General features: G+C 36.7%; 12 protein-coding genes, 3 pseudogenes and 1 riboswitch. Of the genes and pseudogenes, 10 read left to right on the top strand and 5 right to left on the bottom strand.

Annotation, left to right across the window (positions count from 1 at the left end; all coding sequences use genetic code 11):
• A partial coding sequence (locus CXF70_RS08705) for an SDR family oxidoreductase (RefSeq protein ID WP_101802320.1) occupies nt 1–851 on the bottom strand: 851 nt, incomplete at its 3' end.
• 194 nt (nt 852–1045) lie between these two features.
• Between CXF70_RS08705 and CXF70_RS08700 the strand changes: the two genes are divergently transcribed.
• Nucleotides 1046–1480 (top strand): Rrf2 family transcriptional regulator, encoded by a 435-nt coding sequence (locus tag CXF70_RS08700; RefSeq protein ID WP_101802319.1) that lies wholly within the window; start codon nt 1046–1048, stop codon nt 1478–1480.
• 237 nt (nt 1481–1717) lie between these two features.
• On the opposite strand, the pseudogene CXF70_RS08695 reads toward CXF70_RS08700, so the two are convergent.
• Nucleotides 1718–3034, bottom strand: a pseudogene (locus tag CXF70_RS08695) (IS1380 family transposase).
• A 262-nt stretch (nt 3035–3296) separates the two neighbouring features.
• Here CXF70_RS08695 and CXF70_RS08690 point away from each other — a divergent pair.
• Nucleotides 3297–3599, top strand: coding sequence for a putative quinol monooxygenase (locus tag CXF70_RS08690; protein WP_012655943.1), 303 nt, complete (start codon nt 3297–3299; stop codon nt 3597–3599).
• Between the two features lie 611 nt (nt 3600–4210).
• Nucleotides 4211–4297: riboswitch (cyclic di-GMP riboswitch) on the top strand.
• Between the two features lie 335 nt (nt 4298–4632).
• Here CXF70_RS08690 and CXF70_RS08685 read toward each other — a convergent pair.
• Nucleotides 4633–5928 (bottom strand): IS1380 family transposase, encoded by a 1296-nt coding sequence (locus CXF70_RS08685; protein ID WP_101802318.1) that lies wholly within the window; start codon nt 5926–5928, stop codon nt 4633–4635.
• Nucleotides 5929–6523: 595 nt separating this feature from the next.
• A pseudogene (locus CXF70_RS08675) lies at nt 6524–7288 on the bottom strand (IS30 family transposase); the annotation flags it as partial.
• Nucleotides 7289–7574: 286 nt separating this feature from the next.
• On the opposite strand from CXF70_RS08675, the gene CXF70_RS08670 reads away from it, so the two are divergent.
• The 8 genes and pseudogenes from CXF70_RS08670 (at nt 7575) to CXF70_RS08640 (ending at nt 14500) form a co-directional block, all read left to right on the top strand.
• Nucleotides 7575–9830 carry an ATP-binding cassette domain-containing protein gene (locus CXF70_RS08670; protein WP_101802316.1) on the top strand — a complete coding sequence of 752 codons (2256 nt, stop codon included), beginning with the start codon at nt 7575–7577 and terminating at the stop codon, nt 9828–9830.
• Between the two features lie 202 nt (nt 9831–10032).
• Nucleotides 10033–10160 (top strand): annotated as a pseudogene (locus CXF70_RS18565) (glutathione-dependent formaldehyde dehydrogenase); the annotation flags it as partial.
• Nucleotides 10161–10301: 141 nt separating this feature from the next.
• Nucleotides 10302–10820: a type 1 glutamine amidotransferase domain-containing protein gene (locus CXF70_RS08660; protein ID WP_092599864.1), complete on the top strand. Its 519-nt coding sequence runs from the start codon at nt 10302–10304 to the stop codon at nt 10818–10820.
• Between the two features lie 73 nt (nt 10821–10893).
• A complete protein-coding gene (locus CXF70_RS08655) occupies nt 10894–11196 on the top strand; it encodes a putative quinol monooxygenase (RefSeq protein WP_012655943.1) in 303 nt (100 codons plus the stop codon).
• A 112-nt stretch (nt 11197–11308) separates the two neighbouring features.
• Entirely contained in the window at nt 11309–11455 is a 147-nt protein-coding gene (locus tag CXF70_RS18155) for a hypothetical protein (RefSeq protein ID WP_158241174.1), read from the top strand.
• 32 nt (nt 11456–11487) lie between these two features.
• Complete coding sequence (locus CXF70_RS08650) at nt 11488–11844, top strand: hypothetical protein (RefSeq protein WP_092599861.1); 357 nt, start codon at nt 11488–11490, stop codon at nt 11842–11844.
• A 275-nt stretch (nt 11845–12119) separates the two neighbouring features.
• Nucleotides 12120–13264 (top strand): IS3 family transposase gene (locus tag CXF70_RS08645; RefSeq protein WP_101802314.1). Its coding sequence is split into 2 segments (ribosomal slippage): nt 12120–12366 and nt 12366–13264, totalling 1146 coding nucleotides; the frame shifts between segments, so codons are not numbered across the junction.
• A gap of 84 nt (nt 13265–13348) precedes the next feature.
• Nucleotides 13349–14500 carry a zinc-dependent alcohol dehydrogenase gene (locus CXF70_RS08640; RefSeq protein ID WP_101802313.1) on the top strand — a complete coding sequence of 384 codons (1152 nt, stop codon included), beginning with the start codon at nt 13349–13351 and terminating at the stop codon, nt 14498–14500.
• 327 nt (nt 14501–14827) lie between these two features.
• Here the strand turns inward: CXF70_RS08640 and aroA are convergent, their stop codons facing one another.
• Nucleotides 14828–16171 carry a 3-phosphoshikimate 1-carboxyvinyltransferase gene (aroA, locus tag CXF70_RS08635; protein WP_101802312.1) on the bottom strand — a complete coding sequence of 448 codons (1344 nt, stop codon included), beginning with the start codon at nt 16169–16171 and terminating at the stop codon, nt 14828–14830.
• Nucleotides 16172–16247: the final 76 nt, after the last annotated feature.

Genomic DNA, 16247 nt, shown 5'->3' with positions numbered 1-16247 from the left:
GTATTAATAAGTTGGTTCAATGATTCATTGATCGGCAGTGTGCGACCAAGAATTTTCTCGAAATCGTTGCTTTCCACTTCAAGTGAACCGTTCCGGATGCTTTCTTGGATTCCTACAACAATCGGAATCACAAAATCGGGTAAACCTAAGCCTTTCATAATCTCTGCATATTTTACGTCACTCACTTGTTGTACAGGCACTTCTTTACCCAATATATCGCCAAGAGCAGATGCCAATTCTTCTTGGGTTAAAAGAGGACCTGAAAGTTCGTACACTGTATTGTCGTGGCCGTCCCCAACCAGAACCGCTGCCGCTGCATCTGCGTAATCTTGTTGCAATGCCCAGCCCACTTTGCCTTCACCGGCAGAAGTGACCCATGGAGCTCCTGCTAGGACACCTTGAATGCTTCCGATTTCGTTTTCAAAATACCAGTTGTTGCGCAAGAAAGAGTAGGGGATACCAGTCTTCATAATGGATTCTTCAGTCGCGACATGAGGCGGCGCCATAAGATTTTTGCTTTCTTTAGCATTGGCTAAGCTTGTGTAGGCAATGAATTTTACTCCTGCACGTTCCGCTGCTTGGACAGCATTAGTATGTTGGTGGATTCTCGTTTCATTGTCGCCATCCGCAGAGATGATCAATAAGCGGTCAATTCCTTCAAATGCTTTCTCCAAAGTTTCTGGATGGTCAAAATCTGCTTGACGAACTTCCACTCCACGAGCACGAAGCCCTTCTGCTTTCTCGGCGTTCCGGACACTCACCGCCAGCTTACTTGCAGGCAGGGTTTTCAATATTGCTTCTACAACCTTCGAACCTAATTTTCCTGTTGCCCCTGTAACTAATATTTTCATTTTCCAATCCCCCTAATTCGCTTTTGGTGTAACAATAATGATTACATGTATTCATATTAGTTACTTGTAACTGAATTGTCAACAGGAATAGCAATATTTGTTTTTTGCCTGCTATTTGATACAATAAACTTGTAACTAAATTAATTACATGATATTAGATATTGAAATAGAAATTTATAAAGGGGTGAAGGTAAATGTCCATTAGCAGCCGATTTGCTGTCGGAATTCATATATTGACTCTAATTGAATTTAATAAAGATGGAATAACATCTTCTGAATTTTTAGCTTCGAGCGTTAACACAAATCCAGCAGTGATACGGAAACTTATGGGCATGCTTAAAAAAGCTGGTTTGATCGAAGTACACCCAGGTATTGCAGGAGCAAAACTTACAATGAAACTATCTGATATTACCTTGTTCGATGTCTATAAAGCGGTAAATGTTGTTCAAGATAAAGAATTATTCAGTATACACGAAAATCCACAGCTTAATTGTCCCGTTGGCCGGAATATCCAAAATACTATAGAACCTATATTTGCGACCGCACAAGGGGCAATGGAGAAAGTTTTAAAAAATGTAACATTAGAAGATGTGATGAATGATATTGTTGCTGGAGAAAATATTGGATAGATATGATTTCTTAAAGAAATGTTCTATACTCGTTTATTTAACCTGAATTATTCATACCTTCGTCAAAAGGCATGGTTCTAGCCAAAAGTCGATTAGATTTCCGTTCTTTTGAAAGAATGGTGTTTATTTTTTTCTTGGATACAGTTTTTTCAGAATTCAGTTCTGAAAATTACCCTTTTTGGGCAGACTTCTCCCTTGGAATTAACCCTGATTTTAAAAACGTGTCAAATGAGCAGGTTATTCTATCTGTAATCTTTGAATTCGGCCAAGCACCTTCCAAAAGAAGTCTTGATAGACAAAACTTGAAGATAATTTAAAGTGTAGGGATCTCCCTGACTTTACTAACTTACTTGCCACTTTAATAAGTCGTGTTCGAATAGTTTCAATTTGCATCTTCTTTTGTTCAGGTGGTAAAGCAAGGGTTGGCAGCCAATTCGTTAAGTTATAAGCTAGAAGACTCTACATCATTCTTACCTCGTTCACTTGAAAAAAATGACTATTCATTTGATCGAATTTGAAACCATTCTTGGCCTCCTTGATATAGTTCTCCATCGTCCCTCTTTTTTGGTACGCACGGACGATATCTTTTGGAGAAAAGGCAACTTCTAAATTGGTCACAAAAAATGAATGGATAAACAACAGTTCACCTGCTGGACGTATCGATTGTATAATCACTTTTCTAGGTTTAGACCATGACTTCGCTTGATAAATCGTTTCTTCAAAATAGCATTCGGTCTTTGTGACATCTGAAGGCAAAGAGGTAGGACGGTATTCTTCCGCAATCTGTTGAAGTTGAGCATTAGACTTTAGTCGAATGACGTAATAAACCGATTCTTTTTCGCACAAATCATATAAAGCAGGGACGGCAAAACCACTATCTCCGCGAACAAATAATGAAGTTTCCGGGAATTTCTCGTTGTAATGTTCAATAAGTGGTTGTATAAATTCAATTACACCGTTAGAAGTGTACACATTTCCAGAACGCAGCTTTGCCTTCAAAAAGTCGCCGGTTACACCATCAAAAGCGACTAATGGATGGAAACCAATGGTTCCATAATGAGCATTGTAAGCCGCTGACTCTTGATGCCCGTAGGTATCTGAATGAGTTGAATCCAAATCAAAGATAAGTGCTTTAGAATCTCTGAACGTATGAACTTTATCGATCAGCTCTTGATTGGCCCGTTCTAATTGTTCGATAGATGTTTGATCAAACCGTCTAAAAAAGCGAGATAAACCAGGCTGGGAAGCTAAGGCCGGTGTCCCAATGATTTGGGTGAACACAGGATCATTCGTTAGCTGGTCAGCAGCGTCATCTTCTGAATAGCCGGCAATCATTTGATAGATCTTTTGACGAAGTAAATTTTCATTTGAATGAACAAAGTAAGTTCTGGAATCTTTCAAGTTTAAGTGTTTAGCCAACGTCTTTGAGAAACCCATTTTCTCATCGAATTCTCTAAAGATGAATTCACCTGTATCAGAGGAAAGAGAACCTCCATCATTCGTTACTTTAATTTGACGATTGAAATCAAGAGTTAATTGGGGTAAAGTAGCCATTATAAGAATCCTTTCTGATGGTTATTTTATGGTGATTTAACTTTATCAGAAGTGGATTCTTTTTTCATTTTTTTAATGCATTAAATTTGAACGAGAAAGCTGATTAGATAGGCGATATTAGCCTATTTTAGAAAATCTGTGAATAATTCAGGATATAGTATACTTTTTATACTATGTAACAATAAAGTGTGTACTTATAAAGATGGAATGTTATGTGATATAATAATGGATGAAGTTTCTAATTTGAGGAGGAGGTAGAAAAATGGTTAATGTAGCGCTATTGGTTCGACTTGAAGCAAAACCTGGAAAAGAAGCGGAAGTTGAAAGCTTCCTACGTGGGGCCCTACCTGTGGTTCAGGAGGAGTCAGAAACGATCGCATGGTTTGCAATCCGACTTGGACCTACGACATTCGGCATCTTTGACGCATTCCCGGACGACACAGGTCGTCAAGCACACCTTTCTGGTCAAGTGGCTGCGGCATTGATGGAGAAAGCTCCTGAACTTTTCGTAGAGCCACCAGTGATTGAAAATATTGACGTCCTTGCTTCCAAGCTTCCTAAATAAAGTCATATTATCGCTGCCATCGTATCTGTCCAGAGACAGTGGATGGCAGTTTTTTGATTATTAGTTTTGGCGTGAGCTATATAAAGTGGAACACCTATAGGGAGGGGAAGCGGACAAACTGCTTCTTTTTATTTATCAATTAATCCGATTAATGGAATAAAAACTAGGAGAAATCATTTACAGCTACCTATTTTATACCGTTTCAGTTAATACCCAAAGTATAAATTAAAATGATTTGGGTAAGAAGAAGTTCTCTTAATCGCAACTTTTTATGGCCTTGTACAAGTTTAGAACGATGCACGGCCTTACCGATGGATGTATATAACACAGCGCTTACAAGAGAATCTGCACCAAATTTACTCCTTATTTTATCTACTACATATCTGAGCTCTCTTTTTTTCTAGCCACCGCTCAATATGTTAAAACGATTTTCCACTAACCTGTCACGTTCGTTGACAAAATGGATGGCTGAGCGAAATCGAAACTCATTTATGAATGAATAAATAATAGAATAGTTCTATAATTTTAGTAGTTCTTTTTTAAAATTTTTTTAGTAAAATAGTACATTTTACTCAATTGGCTATTTATCGACAAATTTCTATGTGCTAATATAACTAATAGGGCAAATTTTACGAAAGTAAAAGACGCAAAGTCACGGACCTACAGCATATTCACGCCATGGTAGCCTGGCCGCCAGGATTCTCCCTGTAATTTCCCTTTCATAATTTGCCTGAATTATAGAGAAGGGTGCTATTTAATTTGAAAACAATTCTGCTTGCAGATGATTCTGTCTTTATGAGAACATTTTTAAACCTAGATTATTCATAGCACCATAATAATCAAAGAAAATCTCCTGGATTTCAAGAAATCAGCTGTTTGTAAGGAATGTATCACGTTCTTTGCTTGGACAATAGAAGAAAAATGAGATTTTTATATATGAAACGCTTCTTTGATGACGAGTTGACCTAAAAAAGGGCAGACTTCACCCTTGCACGTGAATGAATTTCAAAATTTCAGGGGACTTTATAATGTTTTAGGTTTGGATCAACCGCAGCGTCTTAAAGAACTCTTCCTGGTAGACGAAGGATTTCGACAGTTTCAAATGAAGATAACGGCCCGATTTCGTAAGTTTCGCTCCTATTTTGATTACCAAGCTTCTAAACGTTCCCATCCGAAACGATTTAAGCGCGGCAGTAAAGAATAGATTCTTCGCAGCGATATGTAAGTTATAGGCGATGAGGGCGATCATCATTCTTGCGCAGTTGGCCGTAAAATCATGGCTGCTTGTATATTTACAGCCAAAATCATTTTTGGCTTCCTTAATAAACAGCTCCATTTCTCCTCGTTTTTTGTAAAGCCGGAAAATCATCTTTGGCTCGGAAGTCAGGCCCGTCACAATGAAAGTATGGGTAAAGAGAAGTTCGTTTGCTTGCCTTTCATATCGAACAACTACTCTTCTTGGACGATCCCAGGAACTTGCCTGATAGTCAAATTCATCATAATGAACCTCCCCATGTTCAGAAGAAGGAGAAGGGGCAGGGCTTATTTCTTCCGCCATGGAATGAAGTTTTGCGTTTGCTTTTAGCCGAATGACATAATGAACTTGTTTCGCTTCGCATGTTTTATACAAGGAAGGGATGGCAAATCCACTATCACCACGGACGAGAATATCCATATGCGGAAGCTTGTTTAAGTATCCTTCGATAATATCTGTCACCATGTCTTCCGCCCCTTTCGATGTATATTGTTCTCCAGAGCGATTAACCGCACGGAGACACATACCTGTCATACAATCGAACGCTAACAAGGGGTGAAATCCAGTTGTTTTGTAATGCACGTTAAAGGCACTTTTTTCCTGATTTCCATAGGTTTGAAAATACGTGGAATCGACATCGATCGTGATCTGTTGTTGATCTAAACGTTGATGAACATCGATACTTGCCTGAAGGAGGAAATCATTGCTTTGGTCTATGTTTTCGGATGTGAGAACACCATATGTTCTAGAAAGGGTTGGTTGACTAGCCAAGTAGTCCTTTTCTGTAACCAGAGTAAATGTGGGATCGTCCACAAGGTGTTTCGCAGCGTGATCGCGGTGATATCCCGCTAGATGTTGAAAGACAAGTTGCTCAACAACGGACGGATAGCTATGTTCATGGAAATTCCGGTTATCTTGAATATGCAGGGTGTTATGAAGAGATTGGAAATAGCCGATCTTTTGTGCGGCCTCTTTATAAAGAATAAGCCCTCCATCCGAAGTAATTCTTTCATGGGATAGACCTATTTTCAAAGTAGGGTTGAAGTTTGTTTTCATTTCGTTTAAAGTAGCCATAAGGGAACCTCCAATGTTTGGGTTTAGGCACTTTAAACATAACAGAGGCTTCCTTTTTTTGTACTCTTTTTTCACTTTTTAGGTGAGGGATAACAATAGAGAGAATGCTTGGTACATATGTGATTAGAAGTGTTTTAAAGATTTTGGTGAATAATCTAGTTTATATTAAGTTAACAGAGAATTATGAAGTCCGAACAGTTGATGATTGGATTATTAAACACTATGCGATAAATAATAGCATTAAAAGGATGCTAGAAGATGCCGAAGAAATAGAAATAACAAGTAAGGATGTCCCACTGAATCGAGAGTATATTGTCTCTGTTATCAATTCGCGTGTTGTAAAAAATGAGTTACATAGAATAGTTAGACTTGGTTATCGACAAAAAATAAGGCCAAATAAGCGTTCCGCACGTTATCCATCATAGTAATATTTTATTAAATATAACAAATAGTAGGTCCTATAAAATAGTCTACATCTAAAAACAGGTGTGGACTATTTTACGTATACGTCTTTCTCCCTCTTAACTGAACCCGTTATATTCAATGGCGAAATTTTTCTTTTTATGTGTTTTTTATTATATTATATCCGTTTAATCAGGGTACGCTGCGAAGGTGTACCTGGATCAGCAAAAAAGATAGATATATCGTGTGGGTTACTGATTGACTTCCAGCTGGAAAACTCTTTACCGCAGTCGAATGTAATGGATTTAAAGAGACGATAAGGTAAAACCGAAAACATACTGTTTAATGCTTTTTCAATGTCGGATGCCTTGCGACCTTCCGGTCGTAAGGTGATGATCATCTTAGAAACGCGTTCAACAAGGGTGATGACTGCGCTACCATGGTGACGACCAATAATCGTATCGCCTTCAAGATGACCGAACGCTTTATCAAAGTCAGGAAATTCAACTGTTCTTTCTGAAATGTGACGTTTGAAAGTCTGACGACCTCTTTTCTCATGATGACTGTTAGGTTTTCTTTTCCCTTTCATCGGAAGTGAGTGAACAGGAAGAATATCTTCTCTGAACATTCTGTACAGAATTTTAACAGAACAGCTGATAGATTCTTCATTTCTGCCTATGATGGTGTCAGGTGTCCAGCCGTCGGCTATCCTTTTTTGAATATAACTGATCTGATGCTTAGGAAGGACGATTCTACGTCTTCTGCAAAGAGATTTTCTTTTCTTATCGTTCTGATAGAATTCCAGTACAGATATACCTGCTTTGAGTGCATTAATTACATTATAGACGATCTCTCTTTAACGCTTAATTCTCCGGCAGATCTCACTGACCGAAATTTTCTGGTGGTAATATAATTCTATGGACGCAAGTTCATCCGTGGTAAGATGTGTATAGGCTATTTGTGCTAACTCCTTAATGTTTTCTTTGGTCGGAAATACATATTAAGTTTAGCACAGAAGGCTTTTTTAGTTGTCTAGCTTAATTTTACAATCTGCGTACATTTAAATTTTTTAAAGCACACCGTAGGTGGCTAACTTGATTATAGAATTTCCCTAAATTTTTTAATAAAATATAATCGGAAATTCAGCTAAAAATTTGGAACTTTAAAATTGATACTTATAAACTTATTTCTCGTTAAAAAGGTAAAAAATATAAATATATTTAATTATGGAGAGGAAGTTTGGGATGAAAAATATCATCATCAAAGGTGCACGACAAAATAATTTAAAAAATGTTTCGTTAAGTCTTCCAAAGCATCAATTGACCGTTTTTACAGGAAAATCAGGATCTGGAAAATCTTCATTAGTATTTAGTACGATTGCAGCTGAATCTGAGCGTCTACTCAATGAAACTTATTCTTCATATATACAGAATCAATTAACTCATTATGAGAAACCTGATGTAGATTCCATTCAAAATCTTCCTGTTTCAATGGTCATTAGTCAGAAAAGACTTGGTGGTAACTCGCGCTCTACAGTAGGTACAATTTCCGACATTTATTCTGCTGTTCGTCTACTATGGTCTCGTATTGGTCAACCATTTGTCGGATATTCAAATGAATTTTCATTCAATAATTCGGCAGGAATGTGTGAGAGATGCCAAGGCTTAGGATATGTCGAGGAAATTGATATCGATGAATTGCTGGATTATGACAAATCTTTAAACGAACATGGAATTAATTTTCCTACATTCGGACCAGATCACTGGCGTGGTAAAAGCTATACGCATTCGGGTCTATTTGATAATGATAAGAAGCTGAAAGATTATTCGAAGGAAGAGATGCATCAATTACTTTATTTAGAGCCGACCAAACTGACCAATCCTCCTGAAGAATGGCCCCGTACTGCAAAATATGAAGGGGTCGTCTATCGATTCAGGCGACTGTTTATTATTAATGATGGCTATGAAAAGAGCAGGTGGCCGGATGAATATGAGCGTGTTGTAACGACAATGGTTTGTCCTAACTGTCACGGAAAACGTTTAAATCAACGTATTTTAAGCTGCAAAATTAACGGTGCAGATATTGCTGATTTTACAAATCAAAGTATCGTAGAAAATATCCTGTTTTTAGACTATCTTACTGATAAAACAGCTGCATATATTGTAAAGCCGCTTAAACAGCAACTTCAATCTCTAGTTGATATTGGACTTGGTTATTTGACACTTGGTCGAGAAACACCTACATTATCAGGTGGTGAATCTCAGCGTATTAAGCTTATTCGTCATTTAAGTAGCCCACTGACCGATCTCGTATACATTATCGATGAACCGAGTGTTGGACTGCATCCTGAAGATATTGAAAATATCAATCGCATAATTATGTCTATTCGGGATAAAGGAAATACAGTTATTGTGGTTGAACACGATCCTGATATTATTAAGATTGCAGATCACATTGTTGACGTAGGACCAGGTGCCGGTAAAAATGGGGGTAGAATTACATTTGAAGGAACATACGATCAACTTCTCGACTCCCACACTGCGACTGGACAAGAACTCAAAGAAAAACATCAACTAAAAGTTCCAAGGTCATCTCAAGAAATGATTCATATCGGTCCAGTTACAAAAAATAACGTCAAAAATGTTGAAGTGTATCTCCCTAAAAATGCTATTTCTGTTATTACAGGGGTTGCTGGTTCTGGTAAGAGTACGCTCATAAAAACTGGGTTTAAACAGATTAAAAATGTTATATTCATCGATCAAAAAGCTATTAATGCTTCAAATCGTTCAAATATATTAACTTATACCAATACATTTGATGAATTACGAGCATTTTTCAGTAAGGAGACAGGGCTAAAGAAAAGTATGTTCAGCTATAATTCTGAAGGTGCTTGTCCAAACTGTAAAGGAAAAGGAATTCTTAAAACAGAACTTGCGTTTATGCCTGATTTTTCACAAGTTTGTGAAGTATGTCATGGAACACGTTATAGACAGGAAGTTCTAGATGCTAAAGTAGATGGTTACTCTATTGCAGATGTCTTACAATTAACGGTGGAAGAAGGAATAAATTACTTCAATACACATCATAAAATTCTGGAGATATTAAAATCCCTCGCTGCCACTGGTCTAGGCTATATGACACTTGGACAATCATTGGACACACTTTCAGGTGGAGAAATTCAACGTGTAAAGCTCAGTGCGTATTTAATCAATCAAGTGACTGACCACATCTTTATTTTTGATGAACCAACAACAGGGTTACATGAAAGGGATATCCATGTGCTGATCGAATTATTTAATCAATTAGTGGATGAAGGTAATACCGTCGTTCTAATCGAGCATAACTTGTCAATGATGACAGAATCAGACTGGTTAATTGATATGGGACCAGCTGCTGGTCAACAAGGAGGAAGATTATTATACAGTGGTTACCCAGAAGGTGTCCTTAGCATACAAGATAGCGTAACTGGGAAACATTTATCTAATTACATTCAAAAATAAAGGGAGTGTATTTAGTAGTGAAAAAAGTAAGATATTTTTAGTGATGGTAAAGTAAAAGCAAGTATATGTAGTAAGAAGATATACTAAGCTGATACTTCGTTTGGGCAATATGTGCCCTATCCTTAATAAAGATAGTGAATTAATAGGTATTCACATAGCTGATAAATCTTTTTTTTCTTCTTTTGTTGTGGCAGATAGTGATTTAAAAGATGAAGTATTTGATCCTACTGAAATTATCATACATACTTTTCCTTTAGAAAAAGCCGATGAGGCTTATAAAGTATTTGATGAAAAACGAGAAATATTAAAGTCGTATTTAAACCGGAGTAATTATTCATAAAATTAAACGTTTAAGTAGTTTGATATAATTGAGCAATATATTTTTAATGTGTATATATTAAAGGTAAAATAGAATTATAGTTCTCACATATTGATGACGAACTCACTATTAAATTAGGAGGAATTTATATTATGACTAAGAAAATCGCAGTAGTATTAGACAATTTATTTGAAGATATAGAATTTACGAGCCCGGCTGAGGCTTTTGAAAAAGAAGGACATGAAATTACTGTTATTGGTAAAGAAGCTGGTAGTACAGTAAAAGGTAAACAAGGGAATACTGAAGTAACGATTGATAAAGCAATCGATGACGTTAAACCTGATGACTTCGATGCATTATTCATTCCAGGCGGATTCTCACCAGATATGTTACGTGGTGATGAGCAAGGACGATTCGGTGAATTTACAAAAGGATTTGTTGCTAATGAAAAACCTGTATTTGCAATCTGTCACGGACCACAGTTATTAATCGATACAGATTTATTAAAAGGTAAAAAGCTAACGGGTTACTTATCTGTACGTAAAGATTTAGAGAATGCAGGTGCAACAGTAGTAGACGAATCAGTTGTTGTAGATAGTAGTATCGTAACATCACGTACACCTGATGACTTAGAAGATTTTAATCGTGAATCATTAGCATTATTGAAATAGAATATAATCAAACACCTAGCAGACTATAGACTTTATATGGATGAAATTTCTAATTTGAGGAGGAGATAGAAAAATGGTTAATGTAGCGCTATTGGTTCGACTTGAAGCAAAACCTGGAAAAGAAGCGGAAGTTGAAAGCTTCCTACGTGGGGCCCTACCTGTGGTTCAGGAGGAGTCAGAAACGATCGCATGGTTTGCAATCCGACTTGGACCTACGACATTCGGCATCTTTGACGCATTCCCGGACGACACAGGTCGTCAAGCACACCTTTCTGGTCAAGTGGCTGCGGCATTGATGGAGAAAGCTCCTGAACTTTTCGTAGAGCCACCAGTGATTGAAAATATTGACGTCCTTGCTTCCAAGCTTCCTAAATAAAGTCATATTATCGCTGCCATCGTATCTGTCCAGAGACAGTGGATGGCAGTTTTTTGATTATTAGTTTTGGCGTGAGCTATATAAAGTGGAACACCTATAGGGAGGGGAAGCGATGGAGTTGAATAATGAATGGGAGCTCTTCAATAGTAAGCATTCAGCAGAATTGACTGAAATTGTGAAGAATGGAGAACAACAGTTAGACATTTTAGCAGACAAAATTGAAAAGATAAAGTTGGAAAAAAGATTTTTCCAGCTATAGAAGAAGAGACTAGCTTTCATGTATATAGAAAAGTGACGGCAAAAGCTTTTTATTTTCAGCTTTTCCATATCAGCTGGGGAAAATATAAAATTCATTATGAAATCGGTGCAGGCGATTATGAATCAAAAGGGTTTATGCTGCCCACAAAACTCCACGTTTTGATTGATGTAGAAGATAAAGAAACAAGAACAATAATGAACAGCAAGCCTAATGTATTTAAAGATTTTAACCATATACAAACCCATAATATTATAAAAGAATTTGTTATTGATTATTCAAGTCAGGAAGCTTTTAAAGCTATATTTCAAGATATAGAGAATGAGTTAGATAACTGGCATAAAAGTAATAAAAATGCACTGTTAAATGTTATACCTAGTATAAAAGTGTAAGGCTCATGATTGATGAAATTACAATTCTTCATATTTGAATAATGATAAAGCAAGAACATTTAAGCAGTGGCATAAGAATACGATATCAACGTTTTGTTGATATCGTTTTTTTTTTAGCAATATCACTGGTTAGGGCAATCGTATCACAAGTAATGAGGTTAATGGAGCCTTTTGGAATCTCAGGATTAACCGATACACTGTGAATCGTCTACACTTGATTGGACAACTCCTATGAGGGAGGTTATTGTTAAATCAATGAAAGTAGGCGTTTTTTTATGTCAAGAACGAGAAGAACATTTACCCCTGAATTTAAACTACAGATGGTCCGATTATTTGAAAATGGTAAATCAAAATCTGAAATTGTACGGGAGTATGATCTCACGGCTTCAGCTTTAGATAAATGGGTTAAAAATCATCAGAACACAGGTTCATTTAATCATATTGACAATTTATCTGAAGAAGAGCGCGAACTCAGAAGACTTCGCAAAGACATTCAACAGTTAAAAATGGAAAACGAGATTCTAAAGCAAGCAGCGCTGATCATGGGACGAAAATAGAAGTCATTCGTAAGAATGCACACAAATATTCAGTGTCAGCAATGTGCAAAGTCCTGCAAATCTCTAGAAGTACCTATTATTTTGAAATTAATAAACAAAGAACCAACAAGCAGTGTGAGCGCGATAACGATATCAATGAAACGATTATTCAGGTATTTAATTCAAACCGAAAATGTTTTGGTACCCGAAGAATAAAAAATGCGTTACATAAACTAGGTTTGACAGTCTCGAGAAGACGCATCGGTCGGGTCATGAAACAGAACAATCTGGTGTCAACCTATACTATCGCAAGCTATAGGCCCTATCCGTCGAAGTCGAACGAGCGTCTGATCACGAATGGTCTAGACCGAGATTTTAACAGAGCACAACCAATGGAAGTCATTGTCAGTGATTTAACATATGTAAAAGTAGCAGGAAAATGGCATTACATATGTGTATTTATTGATCTCTTTAATCGAGAAATTGTTGGGTACAGTGCAGGTTCAAGAAAGAATGCTGAGCTGGTCTTGTCATCAATCAGCACCATTAAGCATGATTTAAGAGATGTGCAGATGTTTCACACAGACAGAGGAAAGGAGTTCGATAACCAGCTGATTGATGAAGTTTTAGATGGCTTTGATATTGAAAGATCACTTAGTATGAAAGGCTGTCCTTATGACAACGCTGTGGCTGAAACCACGTTCAAAGCGATGAAAACTGAATTTATTAACCAATATACTTTTATATCATTAAAACAATTAAACATCGAACTATTCGACTACGTAAACTGGTATAACAATATTAGACCCCATGGTGCATTGAATTATCTCACGCCAAAGGAGTATAAAGAAAACTTCTATAAAAACTGTCTAATATTCTGTTGACACACCAGATTTATGTTTATAAGTCGTGGAAAGAGGTATATTGTAGCATGTATGTAAATAATATTTAGAATGGAGTGTTATTACATGAAAGCAGTCACTTATCAAGGACATAAGAAGATGAAGATGGAAGAAGTTGAAGATGCTAAGATTATTGAATCAACTGATGCAATTATAAAGATAACAGCATCTGGGATTTGTGGTTCAGATTTACATTTATATCATCAAGGTGATTTATTCATGGAACCTGGTTTTGTCATTGGACATGAACCGATGGGTATTGTTGAAGAGGTAGGAAAAGATGTGAAAAAACTAAAGAAAGGGGATCGTGTGGTAATACCTTTTAATATTGGGTGTGGGGACTGTTTCTACTGCGATAACGACATGGAATCTCAGTGTGACAATTCTAATGAAACACCAGCGAACTGGAAGTTAGATAATGGTGGATTATTCGGTTTTGGTAACCTTCATGGTAATCACTGGGGAGGACAGGCAGAATACTTAAGAGTACCTCATGCTGACTTTTCCTCATTTAAGGTTCCTGATAACAATCTAAAAGACGAGCAAGTTTTATTCTTATCAGACGTTGTACCTACTGCTTACTGGAGTGTAGAACACTCAGGCGTTAAACCGGGAGATACAGTCATTGTATTAGGTTGTGGTCCTATCGGTTTAATGGCGCAGAAGTTTGCGAAACTAAAAGGTGCAGAGAGAGTGATTGCGATTGACAATGTACAGCATCGTCTCAATCACGCCAAAAAGTACAATGGTGCTGAAGTGTATAACTTTGATGAAGAACAAGAAATAGGTAAACTTCTTAAAGAAAAAACTCGAGGCGGCGCAGATGTTGTTATTGATTGTGTAGGAATGGATGGACAGCAATCGAGTCCAGAACAGGAGCTATCTGAGCATTCTCAACAACGTGGAACAATAAGTCCTATACTTACTGCTACTGAATCAGTAAGAAAGTTTGGGACAATACAGCTTACTGGTATCTATGGATCACCTGCTGATAATTTCCCTCTAGATTTAATATTTAACCGTAATATTAAAATAACAAGTGGACAGGCTCCTGTTATTCATCTAATGCCTAAACTTTACGAGATGATTAAAGATGAAGTATTTGATCCTACAGAAATTCTTACACATACTTTCCCGCTTGAAGAGGCAGACGAAGCTTACAAAGTATTTGATGAGAAGAAGGATAACAACATCAAGGTTATATTTAAACCAGAATAGAGTATAAAAACTTTTGTTCCCTGATATTAAATTTGGTGTGTCAACAGAATATTAGACAGTTTTTATAGAGGGTTATAGTAAAGAAAACCGTATCCTGTGTTGATACGGTTTAGTTTTATTGACGGATAATCCTGATATTCTCCAGTACATCGATTTTATTCCAAAAATCATTATAATTATTATAGGGGTACCGCCAACATTTCGGAAATTTTGTACGCTAAGCGAGTTTCAACCTAAAAAAAGTCGATTTCCTGTACGTTAAGGATCCGACTTTTTTAGGTTTCTTCTTCGAGTAAAGTACCGTTTGTTAATCACTTTAAGCAACATTTAAAGATGACTTATATTCAAGCCTAAGCTCTCCAACAACCTAAAATACTGGGGACAAGTTTTAGAAACACATCCTGGATCATTTATTTGAATCCCTTCAACTTTGGAACCAATAAGTGCTAACGACATAGCAACTCTATGATCATCATGAGTATTTAACAAAGTTGGTTTTGGGTTACCTGGAAACACTTTTAATCCATCTTTAAATTCCTCCACTCTAATACCTAGTTGAGTTAAAGATTCACATATTACACTAATTCGATCTGATTCGTGATGACGTATATGTTCAACATCCTTTATGGTTATTCCTCTATCTGCAAACGGAGCTATTGCTGCTAATGTTAAAGTCTGATCTGACATCTCCCTCATAGAAATTTCAAATCCACCTTTTAATTGGGAAACCCCTTCTAACTCAATAAAAGACGAGCCCTTTGTTACCTTACATCCCATTTGTTCAAGAACATCTACCATTTTTATATCTGGCTGTTTTGTTTCATAGGTTAGATTATCGATTCGAATTTTACCATTTGTCAGTGCTGCAAGAGCTAGAAAATAACATGCCGTAGAAGCATCTGCTTCTAACTCTATATCTTGTGGAGTGTAATGCGAAGGATGAACTACTATTTTTTTTAGATTATTATCATATTCAACATTCGCGCCGAATTTTTCCATTAATTGTAGTGTTAAAAGCACATAGGAGTGTTGAACAATGTAATCCTTAATATTTACTGTGACAGACTTTTTAGTATAAGGTGACGGAATCAGTAAACCACTAATAAATTGGCTAGAAATCTTACCCGAAAGGCTAACATTACCTCCAGCTAATTCTTTACCTTTTATTGACAACGGATAGTAACCCTTATTATTCAAATATTTTATATCGGCACCAAGTTCTTTTAAAGCATCTATTAAAGGAGAAACGGGTCTTTTACTCATACTTGCGCTTGCTTCAATCTCCCATGTCCCTTTACTTGATAATGCTAAAGCTCCAGGTAAAAACCTTGCAATCGTACCTGCTGCCCCAATGTACAAACTACCTGAATCCCATTTCCCCCCCATTCCTTCAATGTAAGCTGTCTCATCTTGAATATCTATTTTTATTCCTAATTTTTTTAAAGAATCTATACACCAATACGAATCATCGCTTTTTAAAATTCCTGTTACCTTTGACTTTCCATTAGCTAAAGCACCCATAATTAAAGCTCTATTTGTTAAACTTTTACTTCCAGGAATCGTAACCGAACCGTTTATCCTTTTTTCACTTGGTGAAACAACAATTGTTTTTACACCCGTTAATGGTGTCCAAGGGCTACGGGTTTTTACATCAAATTCATGTTTTTCCAACTTCAAATCACTCCTTATGACCTAAATGTTTATTATCTTGTGTATCTTTATTATAATTAAGGTCTGGACATAAATG

The sequence above is a fragment of the Planomicrobium sp. MB-3u-38 genome, from assembly GCF_002836425.1.
Taxonomy (GTDB): domain Bacteria; phylum Bacillota; class Bacilli; order Bacillales_A; family Planococcaceae; genus Planococcus; species Planococcus okeanokoites.
The sequence above is the reverse complement of the archived record's forward strand: the minus strand, read 5'-3'. Positions and strand labels throughout refer to the sequence as shown.

Bases quoted from the DNA above. Each gene is read 5' to 3' on its own strand.
- CXF70_RS18155 (WP_158241174.1), top strand. From the start codon at position 11,309: ATGGAGTTGAATAATGAATGGGAGCTCTTCAATAGTAAGCATTCAGCA.
- CXF70_RS08655 (WP_012655943.1), top strand. From the start codon at position 10,894: ATGGTTAATGTAGCGCTATTGGTTCGACTTGAAGCAAAACCTGGAAAA.
- CXF70_RS08660 (WP_092599864.1), top strand. From the start codon at position 10,302: ATGACTAAGAAAATCGCAGTAGTATTAGACAATTTATTTGAAGATATA.
- CXF70_RS08690 (WP_012655943.1), top strand. From the start codon at position 3,297: ATGGTTAATGTAGCGCTATTGGTTCGACTTGAAGCAAAACCTGGAAAA.
- CXF70_RS08640 (WP_101802313.1), top strand. From the start codon at position 13,349: ATGAAAGCAGTCACTTATCAAGGACATAAGAAGATGAAGATGGAAGAA.
- CXF70_RS08670 (WP_101802316.1), top strand. From the start codon at position 7,575: ATGAAAAATATCATCATCAAAGGTGCACGACAAAATAATTTAAAAAAT.
- CXF70_RS08700 (WP_101802319.1), top strand. From the start codon at position 1,046: ATGTCCATTAGCAGCCGATTTGCTGTCGGAATTCATATATTGACTCTA.
- CXF70_RS08685 (WP_101802318.1), bottom strand. From the start codon at position 5,928: ATGGCTACTTTAAACGAAATGAAAACAAACTTCAACCCTACTTTGAAA.